The organism is Streptomyces sp. NPDC006997, from assembly GCF_040635175.1.
Lineage (GTDB): Bacteria > Actinomycetota > Actinomycetes > Streptomycetales > Streptomycetaceae > Streptomyces.
Genome location: NZ_JBEYHH010000037.1, coordinates 1 through 12,766 on the forward strand (window position 1 = coordinate 1; position 12,766 = coordinate 12,766).

12 protein-coding genes are annotated in these 12,766 nt (G+C 71.9%); 1 reads left to right on the forward strand and 11 read right to left on the reverse strand.

The window, feature by feature from the left end:
* The 8 genes from ABZ659_RS29095 to ABZ659_RS29130 all read right to left on the reverse strand — a co-directional run.
* Positions 1-86 (reverse strand): chorismate synthase (locus ABZ659_RS29095; RefSeq protein ID WP_158693198.1); only part of this gene is annotated, 86 nt, incomplete at its 3' end.
* Between the two features lie 163 nt (positions 87-249).
* Complete coding sequence (locus ABZ659_RS29100) at positions 250-567, reverse strand: hypothetical protein (protein ID WP_360225535.1); 318 nt, start codon at positions 565-567, stop codon at positions 250-252.
* Between the two features lie 51 nt (positions 568-618).
* Positions 619-1,458 (reverse strand): shikimate dehydrogenase, encoded by an 840-nt coding sequence (locus tag ABZ659_RS29105; RefSeq protein WP_360225537.1) that lies wholly within the window; start codon positions 1,456-1,458, stop codon positions 619-621.
* 25 nt (positions 1,459-1,483) lie between these two features.
* Entirely contained in the window at positions 1,484-3,253 is a 1,770-nt protein-coding gene (gene mltG / locus ABZ659_RS29110) for an endolytic transglycosylase MltG (RefSeq protein WP_360225539.1), read from the reverse strand.
* A 121-nt stretch (positions 3,254-3,374) separates the two neighbouring features.
* Positions 3,375-3,839 carry a Holliday junction resolvase RuvX gene (ruvX, locus tag ABZ659_RS29115; RefSeq protein WP_360225652.1) on the reverse strand — a complete coding sequence of 155 codons (465 nt, stop codon included), beginning with the start codon at positions 3,837-3,839 and terminating at the stop codon, positions 3,375-3,377.
* Between the two features lie 32 nt (positions 3,840-3,871).
* Positions 3,872-6,544, reverse strand: a complete 2,673-nt coding sequence (alaS, locus tag ABZ659_RS29120; protein ID WP_360225541.1) for an alanine--tRNA ligase — start codon at positions 6,542-6,544, stop codon at positions 3,872-3,874.
* Positions 6,544-6,900 carry a hypothetical protein gene (locus ABZ659_RS29125; protein WP_360225543.1) on the reverse strand — a complete coding sequence of 119 codons (357 nt, stop codon included), beginning with the start codon at positions 6,898-6,900 and terminating at the stop codon, positions 6,544-6,546. The genes alaS and ABZ659_RS29125 overlap by 1 nt, the downstream gene beginning before the upstream one ends.
* Positions 6,901-6,909: 9 nt before the next feature.
* Positions 6,910-7,359 carry a DUF948 domain-containing protein gene (locus ABZ659_RS29130; protein WP_360225545.1) on the reverse strand — a complete coding sequence of 150 codons (450 nt, stop codon included), beginning with the start codon at positions 7,357-7,359 and terminating at the stop codon, positions 6,910-6,912.
* A gap of 149 nt (positions 7,360-7,508) precedes the next feature.
* On the opposite strand from ABZ659_RS29130, the gene ABZ659_RS29135 reads away from it, so the two are divergent.
* The gene (locus ABZ659_RS29135) at positions 7,509-9,689 is read left to right on the forward strand and encodes a regulator (RefSeq protein WP_360225547.1); all 2,181 of its coding nucleotides are present in this window, start codon (positions 7,509-7,511) and stop codon (positions 9,687-9,689) included.
* Positions 9,690-9,719: 30 nt separating this feature from the next.
* Here the strand turns inward: ABZ659_RS29135 and rpsD are convergent, their stop codons facing one another.
* The 3 genes from rpsD to ABZ659_RS29150 all read right to left on the reverse strand — a co-directional run bounded on the left by rpsD (position 9,720) and on the right by ABZ659_RS29150 (position 12,695).
* A complete protein-coding gene (rpsD, locus tag ABZ659_RS29140) occupies positions 9,720-10,334 on the reverse strand; it encodes a 30S ribosomal protein S4 (RefSeq protein ID WP_360225549.1) in 615 nt (204 codons plus the stop codon).
* 304 nt (positions 10,335-10,638) lie between these two features.
* Positions 10,639-11,994, reverse strand: coding sequence for a replication-associated recombination protein A (locus tag ABZ659_RS29145; protein WP_360225551.1), 1,356 nt, complete (start codon positions 11,992-11,994; stop codon positions 10,639-10,641).
* A gap of 44 nt (positions 11,995-12,038) precedes the next feature.
* Positions 12,039-12,695, reverse strand: a complete 657-nt coding sequence (locus ABZ659_RS29150; RefSeq protein WP_360225553.1) for a vitamin K epoxide reductase family protein — start codon at positions 12,693-12,695, stop codon at positions 12,039-12,041.
* Positions 12,696-12,766: the final 71 nt, after the last annotated feature.

Below are 12,766 nucleotides of genomic sequence, written 5' to 3' on the forward strand. Positions count from 1 at the left end.
GGCACGCCGGCGGGAAGGCCCTCCAGCGTCGCGACGAGTGCGGGACCATGGGACTCCCCCGCGGTCAGCCAGCGCAACCTGCTCAACGGTGCTCCTCAGTGCTCGCGCCCTGGTACTGCCTCACGCACGCGTGTCCTCGCGTGCGCCGCGGCGCGACCGGGGTGCGCGGCCCTGGCCCGCCACCTCCGATCCTCCCACGTCCGGGCACGTGTCCCGGCCGCCGGTCCATCAGGCGGACGGCCCGGCCGGTCAGCCGGTTCCGCCGGGCCGCCGCGGCGGCGCGTACGCCCCGAGGTAGTCGGCGCCGCTGCCCTGCTCGCTCCGCTGCTGCGGCGCCCAGGGGCCGAGGTGGTCGGCCCCGCTGCCCTGCGGCTGCCGCGGCACCACCGGCGCGTTGCGCGCCGCCCGGCGCCGACCGACCCGGCGCTTGAGACCGACTCCCCAGCTCGCCACGACGACGAGCAGGACCAGCCCCAGCACACCGATCTGCACCCAGTCGGGCAGAAACCCCAGCACGGCCTCGAAGATCGCGGTCTTCCCGGACGCCAGCTGTGTGTCCACGGACATCGGAAACGCTTCCCCTCCCGGCCCACGCCCCCTGCGCGAACCGAGCGGATCCTAGCGCTCTTCCAGCGCGCGTTCGCCCGCTTTCCGCATCACGTCCACGGGCGCCGGCGCGTGGCCCGTCATCTGCTCGACCTGGAGCACCGCCTGGTGCACCAGCAGGTCGAGCCCGCTGACGACCGCGCCGCCGTACGCCGACCAGCGGGCCGCGAGCGCGGTGGGCCAGGGGTCGTAGAGCACATCGAAGAGCGTGGCGGGCATCTCCGGTACGGCGGCGGCGAGCGCGTCGGTCGTCCCCGCCGGGGTGGTGGCGACGACCAGCGGGGCGCGCAGGGCCTCCGCCGCGTCGGACCAGTCGGCGGTGCGGACCTCGACGTCGAGCCGTTCGCCCCACTGCCGCATCTCCGCGGCGCGGGCGGCGCTGCGGACGTACACCGTGACCGGCCCCGGGCAGATCCGGGCCAGCGCGGCGAGCGCGGAGGAGGCGGTGGCGCCCGCGCCGAGGACGGCGGCGGTGCCGACCTGTTCGATGCCGTGCTCGCGCAGGGCCGCGACCATGCCGGGGATGTCGGTGTTGTCGCCGACGCGGCGGCCGTCCTCGGTGAACACGACCGTGTTGACCGCCTCGACCGAGGCCGCCGTCTCGCTGACCTCGTCGAGCAGCGGGATCACCGCCCGCTTCAGCGGCATGGTCAGCGACAGCCCGGCCCACTCGGCTCCGAGGTCCGCGAGGAACCCGGGCAGGGCGGCCTCGTCGACCTCGAAGCGGTCGTACGACCATCCCGTGAGCCCCAGGTGCGCGTACGCGGCGCGGTGCAGCACCGGCGAGAGCGAGTGGGCGATGGGCGAGCCGAGCACGGCGGCCCGGCGGGCGGCTGCGGCCCCAACTGTCATGACCCGTCCTTGGACACAGCGCCCTCTAGCGAGAGGCGTTGAACTTCTCGACGAGCTTCTCGTGCTCGGCGAGCGTCTTGGTGAACTTGCTGGTCTTGCCGTCCAGCGAGATGAAGTAGTACCAGCCGTCGTCCGTGGGGTTGAGCGCGCCCCTGAGCGCCTCCTCGCCCGGGTTGTCGATCGGGCCGGGCGGCAGTCCCTTCACGTAGTACGTGTTGTACGGGTTGTCGAACTGCTTGAGTTCCTCGATCGTCAGGTCGATCTCGCTCTGATTCTTGATGTAGTTGTACGTGGAGTCGAACTCCAGGGCGCCGTACGTCTCGGGGTTCGCCGGCTTGAGGCGGTTGTAGACGACCTCGGCCATCTTGCGGAAGTCGTCGTGGCTGGTGCCCTCGGCCTGCGCCAGGCTGGCCACGGTGAGCAGTTGCCAGGGGTTGTCGAGGCCGAGGCCCTCGGCCTTCTTCGCCAGGCCCAGTTCCTCGTACTTGTCGTTGGCGCGGCCGACCATCTCCTTCAGGATGGCCTCCGGCTTCTGCCCCTTGCTGGCGGCGTAGCTGGACGGGTAGAGGAATCCTTCCAGCGGATCCTTCACGTCGGCGTGGTTCAGCGCCCACTCGGGCAGCCCGAGGCTCTTGAACTCCTGCTTCGCGACCTTCGCCGTGGTGCCCTTGGACAGCTCCAGGCGCTCGTCGATCAGCTTGTAGATCGCGACGTTGCGGGTGCCCTCGGGGATGACGAGGTTGTTCTGGCTCTTGGGGTCGAGCATCATGTCGACGGCGCTCGCCGCGGACATCTCCTTGCGCAGCAGATAGGCGCCCGCCTGGATGGAGTCGCCCTCCGGGTCCTGCGACTGCGCGGCGACGAAGGCGTCCACGCTCTTGACGACGCCCGCGGCCTTCAGCCGACGGCCGATCTCGTAGCCGGTCGCGCCCTTGGGGATGTCGACGGCCACCTCTTCGTCGGTGCCGTCGCCCGCGTAGTCCGGGGCCGCGCCGAAACGGTCCTGGTAGTACTGGTAGCCGAAGTAGGCGACCCCTGCCAGTCCTCCGCCGAACACCAGCGCGACCACCAGACAGGCGCACCCGCTGCGGCTCTTCTTGTCCTTGCCGCCGCGCCCGCGCCGTTCCCCGCGCCCACCCCGGCCGCCGGACTCGTCGTCACGGTCGTCGCGGTCGTCGTCATCGTCGCCGCCCGCGAAGAAGGCGTGCTCGCCCTGGTCGGGACCCGGGTCCCAGTCGGTCTGCGGCTCCGGCTCGGCGCGTCGACGGCTCGGCGGTTCCGGCGGCGGGTAGGCGTCCGGGGTGCTGTAGAAGTCGGGCTGCTCACCACCGTAGGTCCCGGTCTGCCGCGCGTACGGGTCGGCGGGGTCGCCGGGGTAGGCGGTCTGCGGGGAGGAGCCGGTGGTCCAGTCGCCGGTGTCGTGCTGCTGGCCGTACCCCTGTCCCTGTGCCTGGCCCTGGCCGTACCCCTGCTGCTGGCCGTACTGCTGCTGGTCCTGGCCGCCGTAGTACTGGTCGTACTGCTGCTGGTCGTATCCCTGCTGCTGGTCGTACTGCTGCGCGTGGTAGTGCTGCTGCTCGTACTGCTGGGGGTACTGCTGCTGCGCCTGGGCGTACGGGTCCTGCGACTCCTGGCCCCACTCACCGTACTGCGGCTGCTGGGGCTGCTGCGGCTGGCCGCCGTAGGAGGACTGCTGGCCCTGCTGGGCCTGCTGTCCATCCCATCCGCCGTCCCCGTACAACGGGTCCTGCGGATCCCACGGTTCGGAGCCCTGGCCCCGGCCATACTCAGTCATCGATCCCCTAGAGCCGCGAGGCGGCGGTCACGCGGCGTCCGGGTCCGGTGTCCGTGCCGTCTCTCCTGTGCGGCAGCTGTTCGAATGCTGACGCATCGCGCGGAACGTTACCGTATCGCGATCAGATGACCACTTCGACGCCCTCGCCCGGCGGCTTCCCTGACACCCGTTCGGATTCCAGTGCCTGCTGGAGGATGATCACAGCGGCGGCCTGGTCGATGACGGAACGTCCCTTCTTGGACTTCACGCCGGAGGCGCGCAGTCCCTGGGTGGCCGTGACCGTGGTCATCCGCTCGTCGACCAGCCGCACCGGGACGGGCTGGATGCCCCGGGCCAGCTCCCGGGCGAAGACGCGGACCTTGGCCGCGGCCGGACCCTCGCCCCCCTTGAGGGAGCGAGGGAGGCCGACGACGACCTCGACGGGTTCGTACTCCTGGACGAGCTGCCGCAGCCTGCGGTGCGCGGCAGGGACGTCCCGGCCGGGGACCGTCTCCACGGGGGTGGCGAGGATCCCGTCGGGGTCGCAGGAGGCGACCCCGATCCGGGCGTCCCCGACGTCGATCGCGAGGCGTCGGCCACGGCGCATCCCGCGGCCCGCGCCACCCGTCGGTCCGTCGCTCACTTGGCCGTCTCGCCCACGAGGCGTTCGACCGCGTCGACGGCCTCCCCGACGGCGGCCGGGTTCTGGCCGCCGCCCTGGGCGACGTCGGGCTTGCCGCCACCGCCGCCGCCGAGCGTCTTGGCGGCCGCGCGCACCAGGTCACCGGCCTTGAGGCCGCGTTCGCGGGCGGCGTCGTTGGTGGCGATGACCGTCAGCGGCTTGCCGTTCACCACGGTGAACAGGGCGACCACGGCCGCCCGGCCGCCCTGGATCCGGCCGCGCACGTCGAGGACCAGCTTGCGCAGGTCGTCGGCGGTGGTGCCGTCCGGGACCTGCCCGGTGACCAGGGCGACGCCGCGGACGTCCTTGGCGGACTCGGCGAGTCCTGCGGCGGCCTGGAGGACCTTCTCGGCGCGGAACTTCTCGATCTCCTTCTCGGCGTCCTTGAGCCTGCCGAGCATGGCGGACACCTTCTCCGGCAGCTCCTCCGAGCGGCCCTTGAGCAGCTCGGTGAGCTGGTTGACCACCGTGTGCTCACGCGCCAGGAAGTGGTAGGCGTCCACACCGACGAGGGCCTCGATACGGCGCACCCCCGAGCCGATCGACGACTCGCCCAGCAGCTTCACCAGGCCGAGCTGGGCCGTGTTGTGCACGTGCGTGCCGCCGCACAGCTCCTTGGAGAAGTCGCCGATGGTGACCACGCGCACCCGCTCGCCGTACTTCTCGCCGAACTCGGCGATCGCGCCCTGCCGCTTGGCCTCGTCGATGCCCATGACGTCGGCGCGCACGTCGAGGTCGCGGGCGAGCACCTCGTTGATCTTCTGCTCGACGTCGACCATCACCGTCTGCGGTACGGCGGACGGGGAGCCGAAGTCGAAGCGGAACCGGCCGGGCTGGTTCTCGGAACCGGCCTGGGCGGCCGTCGGACCGAGGGCGTCGCGCAGGGCCTGGTGGGTGAGGTGGGTGGCGGAGTGGGCGCGGGCGATGGACGTGCGCCGCCGGTCGTCGATGGCGGCGAGGGCCTTGGCGCCGACCGTGACCTCGCCGACCTGGACGACGCCCTTGTGGACGTACACGCCCGGCACCGGCTTCTGGCAGTCCCGGACCTCGATCACGGCCCCGGAGTCCACCCTGATCCGGCCGGTGTCACCGATCTGGCCGCCGCCCTCGGCGTAGAACGGGGTGCGGTCGAGGACGATCTCGACCTCGTCGCCCTCGGTGGCGGCCGGGGAGGACAGCCCGTCGACGAGGATGCCGACGATCGTGGACTCGCCCTCGGTGTCGGTGTAGCCGATGAACTCGGTGGCACCGGCGGAGTCGGCGATCTCCCGGTAGGCGCCCAGGTCGGCGTGGCCGGTCTTCTTGGCCTGGGCGTCGGCCTTGGCGCGCTCCCGCTGCTCCTTCATCAGGCGCCGGAAGCCGTCCTCGTCCACGGAGAGGCCCTGCTCGGCGGCCATCTCCAGGGTGAGGTCGATCGGGAAGCCCCAGGTGTCGTGGAGCAGGAACGCCTTGTCGCCGGGGAGCACGCCGGCACCGGCGGCCTTGGTCTCGCTGACGGCCGTGTCGAGGATGTTGGTGCCCGCCTTCAGCGTCTTCAGGAAGGCGTTCTCCTCGGCGAGGGCGACCTTCTCGATCCGCTCGCGGTCGGTGATCAGCTCGGGGTACTGCTGGCCCATCATGCCGATGACGACGTCGATGAGGTCCCTGACGACCGGCCCGGTGGCGCCAAGCAGCCGCATGTTGCGGATGGCGCGGCGCATGATCCGGCGCAGCACGTAGCCGCGGCCCTCGTTGCCCGGGGTGACGCCGTCGCCGATGAGCATGGTGGCGGTGCGCATGTGGTCGGTGACCACGCGCAGGGAGACGTCCGAGGCGTGGGCGTCGCCGTAGCGGACGCCGGTCAGCTCGGTGGCCTTGTCGATCACGGCCATCGAGGTGTCGATCTCGTACATGTTCCGCACGCCCTGCAGGATCATGGCGAGACGTTCGAGACCGAGCCCGGTGTCGATGTTCTTGCTCGGCAGGTCCCCGAGGATCTCGAAGTTGTCCTTGCCGGTGCCCTCGCCACGCTCGTACTGCATGAAGACGAGGTTCCAGATCTCCACGTACCGCTCGTCGTTGACGGCGGGGCCGCCCTCGGCGCCGAACTCGGGGCCGCGGTCGTAGTTGATCTCGGAGCAGGGGCCGCACGGTCCGGGCACGCCCATGGACCAGTAGTTGTCCTTCATGCCGAGGCGCTGGATGCGCTCCGTGGGCACTCCGACGACCTCGTGCCAGATGCGCTCGGCCTCGTCGTCGTCCTTGTAGACGGTGATCCAGAGCTTCTCCGGCTCCAGGCCGTAACCGCCCTTGTCCTGGGGGCTGGTGAGCAGCTCCCAGGCGAGCTTGATGGCGCCTTCCTTGAAGTAGTCGCCGAACGAGAAGTTGCCGCACATCTGGAAGAACGTGCCGTGCCGGGTGGTCTTGCCGACCTCTTCGATGTCGGGGGTGCGCACGCACTTCTGCACGCTGGTGGCGCGGTCGAACGGCGGCTTCACCTCGCCCAGGAAGTAGGGCTTGAAGGGCACCATCCCGGCGGGGACGAGGAGCAGAGTCGGGTCGTCCGCGATGAGCGACGCCGAAGGGACGACGGTGTGCCCGCGCTCCTCGAAGAAGCTCAGCCAGCGGCGGCGGATCTCAGCCGACTCCATCAGTGGTCCTCATTCCGGTTGTACGAGTACGTCGTCCGGTCGATGACGTACGTCTTCGTCTTGTTGCTGTTCTCGATGGCGGTGTAGCGCCGGGCGGCCGGGAGCTCGGGGTCGACGGGCGCGTTCAGGCCGAGCGCCTCGCCGAGTTCGGCCTCCCGCTCGGCCATGTTGTCGCGCACGTCGAGCGCGAAGCCGACCGCGCGGTCCTTCAGCCGGTGACCGGCCTGAAGCGCCTTGTTCGCCGCGGTCGCGGCGAGGCTCTCGGGGGTCAGCTGGCGCAGCTTGCGGTTGACCTTGGTGGTGGCCCAGACCCCGGCGGCGACGCCGGTGGTGAACCAGAAGGTACGGCGGAACATCGCTGGCTCTCAGTCCTTCTCTCCGCGGCGGTTTCGCCTGCCCCACCGCGCGGCCGGGACGGTGCGGCCGACGATGACCGTGTGCTGTGCGGCCCGCTCCGGCGCGTCCTCCCGGCGGGAGCCGCCGAGGGCCCGGCGTACGCCGTAGCCGAACGCCGCGACCTTGACCAGGGGGCCGCCGAAGGTGGAGGCGACGGTGGTCGACAGGGCGGACGCGTTCGAGGTGACCTCCTGGACGTCCGAGGCGATCGAGTCGACCCGGTCGATCTGGGTCTGCGCCGAGCGCACCGCCGACGAGGCGTCGGCCAGCAGCGGGACGGCCTGGTCGGTCACGTCCGCCACGAGCTTGGTGGTCGCCCTGAGCGTCTGGGCCAGCCTCGCCAGGGCCACGGCGAGGAAGGACACCAGGATCGCCCAGAAGACGGCCACCAGGATCCCGGCCACCTCTCCACCGGACACTGCGCACCCGCTCCCTGAGCTTTGGAAAAGTCGTGCACCGAGCCTATCGCGCCGGGGGTGGGGCCCCGCACTCGATTAGGGGGCGCGCGCGGTGGGGTCTTGTGCGCCGATTGTACGCACTGAATACGGTTCAGTACGCTCCGTGTTCCATGCGGGACCATCAGCGCACCGAGGACCCTGTACCCGGCAATCTCCCTCTCGAACTCGACGCGTTCGTGGGCCGGACCGCCGAACTCACCGGACTGGGCCGCGCCCTCGACGCCTCGCGGCTGGTGACCGTCACCGGCCCCGGCGGGGTCGGCAAGTCACGTCTCGCGGCGCGCGCGGGCGCCAGACGCACCCCGCGCGACGGCGTCTGGCGCGCGGAACTGGCACCGCTGCGGGACCCGGAGTTCGTCGACCACGCGCTGGTGGAGGCGCTGGCGCTGACCGACCACACCGCCCGGCCGCCGCTCGACGCCCTGGGCGACCATCTCGCCGGGCGTGAACTCCTGCTCGTCCTCGACGGGTTCGAGCACCTGGTGGACGGCTGCGCCCACCTGGTCGGGGAGCTGCTGCGCCGCGCGCCCGGTCTGCGGGTGCTCGCCGTGGGCCGCAGACCACTGGGCGTGCCGGGCGAGCTGCTGTTCCCGCTGGCCCCGCTCGCCGAGGACGACGCGGTGCGCCTGCTGCGGGAGCGCACCGAACGGCAGGGCGTCCCGCTCGCCGACGGCCCGGAGGTACGGGAGCTGTGCCGGCGGCTGGACGGCATCCCGCTGGCCGTGGAGCTGGCGGCGGGGCGGCTGCGCGCGCTCGCCCCGCGCCGGCTCCTCGACCGGCTCGGCGACCGGTTCCGGCTGCTGGACGGCGGCCCGTGCGACGGGCTGCCCCGCCACCGCACGCTGCGCACGGCGATCGGCTGGAGCCACGAGCTGTGCAGCCCGCCCGAGCGGCTGCTGTGGGCGCGCCTGTCGGTGTTTGCCGGAACGTTCGACCTGGAGGCCGCCGAGTACGTGTGCAGCGGCGACGGGCTGCCCGCCGACGAGGTCCTCGACGTGCTGACACGGCTGCTGGAGCAGTCGGTGCTGGCCCGCGAGGAGACCCCGGCCGGGGTGCGCTACCGGATGCTCGACACCGTCCGCGCCTACGGCGCCGAGTGGCTCACGGCGACCGGGGACGCCGAGCGGCTGCGGCGGCGGCACCGCGACTGGTACCTGGGCCTGGCGACCTGGTGCGAGCTGGAGTGGTTCTCCCCGCGCCAGCGGGAGGTCGCCGCGCGGGTCGACGCGGAGCTGCCGAACCTGCGGGAGGCGCTGGAGCACTGTCTGAGTGAGCCGGACGGCACGCATCTGGGGCAGTACCTGGCCGGCTCGCTGTGGTTCCACTGGGTGGGCTGCGGGCGGCTCGCGGAGGGGCGGCACTGGCTGGTGCGCTGTCTGGAGCCGGAGACGGAGCGCGGGCCCGGTGAGCAGTCCCGGCTGAAGGCGCTGTGGGTGCTGGGCTACGTCGCCGTCCTGCAGGGCGATCCGGTCACGGCGCTGGGGGCGCTGGAGGAGTGCCGGGAGGCTGCCGAGCGGGTCGCGAGCCCGACCGCGATGGCGTACGCGGAGCACCGCAGGGGCTGTCTGGCGCTGGTCACCGACGACACGGCGCGCGCGGAGACGCTGCTGCGGTCGGCGCTGGAGCGCTACCGGGAGATCGGCGAGCTGAACAGCAACGTCCTGATGGGCCAGGTCGAACTGGCGATGACCCGGGCCTTCCAGGGCGATCTCGCGGACGCGGTACGGCTGTGCGAGGACGTCCGCCGGGTCTGCGAGGACCACGGCGAGCGCTGGGCGCGCGGGTACGCCCTGTACGTGCTGGCGTACGCCGCCTGGCGCGAGGGTGAGCTGGCCACCGCCCGGGGACTGCTGACGGAGGGGCTGGAGGGCGCGCACTCCTTCCGGGACCTGCTCGGCTCGGTGCTGGCGGTGGAGCTGCTGGCCATGGTCACGGTGGCGGAGGGCGACGCGGCGGAGGCGGCGGTGCTCCAGGGCGCGGCGTCCGGGATGTGGCCGTCGGTGGGCCTGCCGCTGTTCGGCTCGGCCTACTACAACGCCCCGCACGAGCGCTGCGAGGCGCTGGCCCGGGAGCGGCTCGGCGACGAGCGGTACGCGCGGGGGGTGCGGGAGGGGGCGCGGCTCGGCCGGGAGGCGGCGGTGGCGCGGGCCCTGCGCGGGCCGGGCGGCGGGAGCCGCCCGCTGTCGGCGGTCCCGTCGCCGCGTGGGGCGGCGCCGGTCGCCCGGGACGGGGCCGACCAGCACGAACCCGCCGCCCCGCGCACCCGGCGGGGTGGCGAGACGGCGGGCTGAGTACCGCTGGGTGTACTGCGTCCGGCTGGGTCAGCGGGCGTAGTACTCGACGACGAGCTGCTCGTCGCAGATCACCGGGATCTCCTTGCGGTTCGGCTCACGGTCCAGGCGGAACGCCAGGGCCTTGAGGTTCACCTGCAGGTAGCGCGGGGTCTCGCCGTCGGGGGCGAAGCCGCCCTCGCGGGCGATCTGGAACAGCGTCTTGTCCTTGCTGCGGTCGCGGACCTGCACGACGTCGTCCGGGCGGACGCGGAAGGACGGCTTGTCGACCTTCTGGCCGTTGACCTGGATGTGGCCGTGGACGACCATCTGGCGGGCCTGGTAGATCGTGCGGGCGATGCCCGAACGCAGGACCAGCGCGTCGAGGCGACGCTCCAGCTCGATGATCAAGGCCTCACCGGTCTTGCCCTGGACCTTGGAGGCACGGTCGTAGGCGCGGACGAGCTGGCGCTCGGACACGTCGTACTGCGCGCGCAGACGCTGCTTCTCCAGCAGACGGACCTTGTAGTCCGAGTTCTGCTTGCGGCCGCGGCCGTGCTCACCCGGCGGGTAGGGACGGGCCTCGAAGTACTTGACGGCCTTCGGGGTCAGCGCGATGCCGAGGGCACGCGACTTCTTGACCTTGGGGCGGGACTGGTTCGCCACTGTCTCTCATTTCCTAGTTCGGCCTGTCAGGGTGGTGAGGGAGGTCGCATCCGCAGCCGGGGAGACCCTCCGGGTCCGTGCGGGACCTGTCGGGCAGCCGCTCCCCTGGTCTGGGCACATACGTGCAGCACGCGAGTGGCCCACCGACCGGTTCCCGGACCTGCTGGGATGGTGGTGGGCTGCCCGCGACACCGTTCGACGGTGCGCGACGCTCCTGGAGCCGGCCCCTGGGGGCCGGGTCTCCGGCTGGTTGTCCCGTTCTGACAGCGCGGGACTCAGCACTTCGGAGCAGTCTACAGGGTGCTCAGGACCGCTTCCGACCGAGGTTCTTGCGGGTCCACTCCACCGCGTCCGCGTATCGTGCCTCGGCGCCGTGCCGGGTCGGGGTGTAGTACGCGCGGTCCCGCAACGCGTCCGGCGCGTACTGCTGGGCGGCGATGCCCTCCGGCAGGTCGTGCGGGTAGACGTACCCCTGCGCGTGCCCCAGCTTGGCGGCGCCCTTGTAGTGCCCGTCCCGCAGATGCGCCGGCACGGGCCCGGCCAGCCCCTTGCGTACGTCGTCCAGGGCGGCGCCTATCGCGGTGGTCGCGGCGTTGGACTTCGGTGCGAGGGCGAGGGCGATGGTGGCGTGGCTGAGGGTGAGGGCTGCCTCGGGGAAGCCGATCATGGCGACGGCCTGGGCGGCGGCGACCGCGATGGGCAGGGCGTTCGGGTCGGCGAGGCCGATGTCCTCGCTGGCGGAGATCATCAGGCGGCGGGCGATGAAGCGGGGGTCCTCCCCGGCCTCGATCATCCGGGCCAGGTAGTGCAGGGCGGCGTCGACGTCGGAGCCGCGGATGGACTTGATCAGGGCGCTGGCGACGTCGTAGTGCTGGTCGCCGTCGCGGTCGTACTTCACCGCCGCGCGGTCGACCGTCTCCTCCAGCGTGGTCAGCGCGATCTCGGTCTCGCCCTTGTCGAGGGCGGCCCCGGCGGCGGCCTCCAGGGCGGTCAGGGCGCGGCGGGCGTCGCCCCCGGCGATGCGCAGCAGGTGCGCCTCGGTGTCCTCGGGGAGGGTGACGGCGCCCTTCAGCCCGCGCTCGTCGGCGAGGGCGCGGCGCAGCAGGGCGCCGATGTCGTCGTCGGTGAGGGGTTCGAGGGTGAGCAGCAGGGAACGGGAGAGCAGCGGGGAGATCACCGAGAAGTACGGGTTCTCGGTGGTGGCGGCGATCAGGGTGACCCAGCGGTTCTCGACGGCGGGCAGCAGGGAGTCCTGCTGGGCCTTGCTGAAGCGGTGGATCTCGTCGAGGAAGAGGACGGTCTCCTTGCCGTAGCCGCCGGTGGCGCGGCGGGCGCCGTCGATGACCGCGCGGACCTCCTTGACCCCGGCGGTGATCGCGGACAGCTCCACGAACCGCTTGTTGGTGGCCTTGGAGACGACGTACGCCAGGGTCGTCTTGCCGGTGCCGGGCGGGCCCCAGAGGATCACCGAGGACGGCCCGGCCGGGCCCGAGGCGCCCTCGCCGACCAGGCGGCGCAGGGGCGAGCCGGGCTTCAGCAGATGCTGCTGGCCCACGACCTCGTCGAGGACGCGCGGGCGCATCCGCGCCGCCAGGGGGCTGCTGGACGGCTCCTTCTCCTGGCGGTCTTCGGCTGCGGCGGTGAACAGATCGGGCTCCACGCTGGAAACCCTAAATCACCGCACTGACAACGCGGCCCCGGCCGTCAGCTCAGCCAGAAGTCCCACCACCGGGTCAGGATCAGCATCCCGATGATGCCGATGTGCAGCACCGGCATGACCCAGGTGAACTCGTCGAAGAAGCCCTTGAGCCAGCCCGGCGCGGGCAGGAAGCCCTTGCGGACGTTGAACGAGGTCACGTACCAGAACATGATGATCGTGGCGACCCAGGCGAGGCTGCACCACAGGCACAGGGCGTTGATCCGGTACAGCGACTGGAACATCAGCCAGGCGCAGAAGACGACGCCGAAGAGGGTGCCCGCGTTGAAGGTGAGCCAGTACCAGCGCGGGAAGCGGGCCCGCGCGAGCAGGGCCATGCCGACGCCGATCACGATGCCGTAGGCGACGAGGCCGAGCATCGGGTTGGGGAAGCCGAAGACGGACGCCTGGTCGCTCTCCATCACACTGCCGCAGGAGACGACCGGGTTGAGGCTGCACCCGGGGGTGAACGTCTCCCCCGCGACCTTGGCCTCAAGGATCTTGAACTTGTCGATCGTGATGACCCAGGCGGCGAGCAGTCCCGCCGCGCCGGTGATCACCAGCAGCAGGGCGAACGCCCGGCTGCCGCCCTCGGTGCGCGGCCCGTCGGCGGTCCGCCGCGGGTCGGGTCCGGTGGAGACGCCCTGCACAGTCGTCTTGCTCATCACGCCGATTCCGTCGCTAGGGGGTGGGGGGCCGGTTCCCGGCACGGGTCATTGTGCCGTACGGGCCTGTG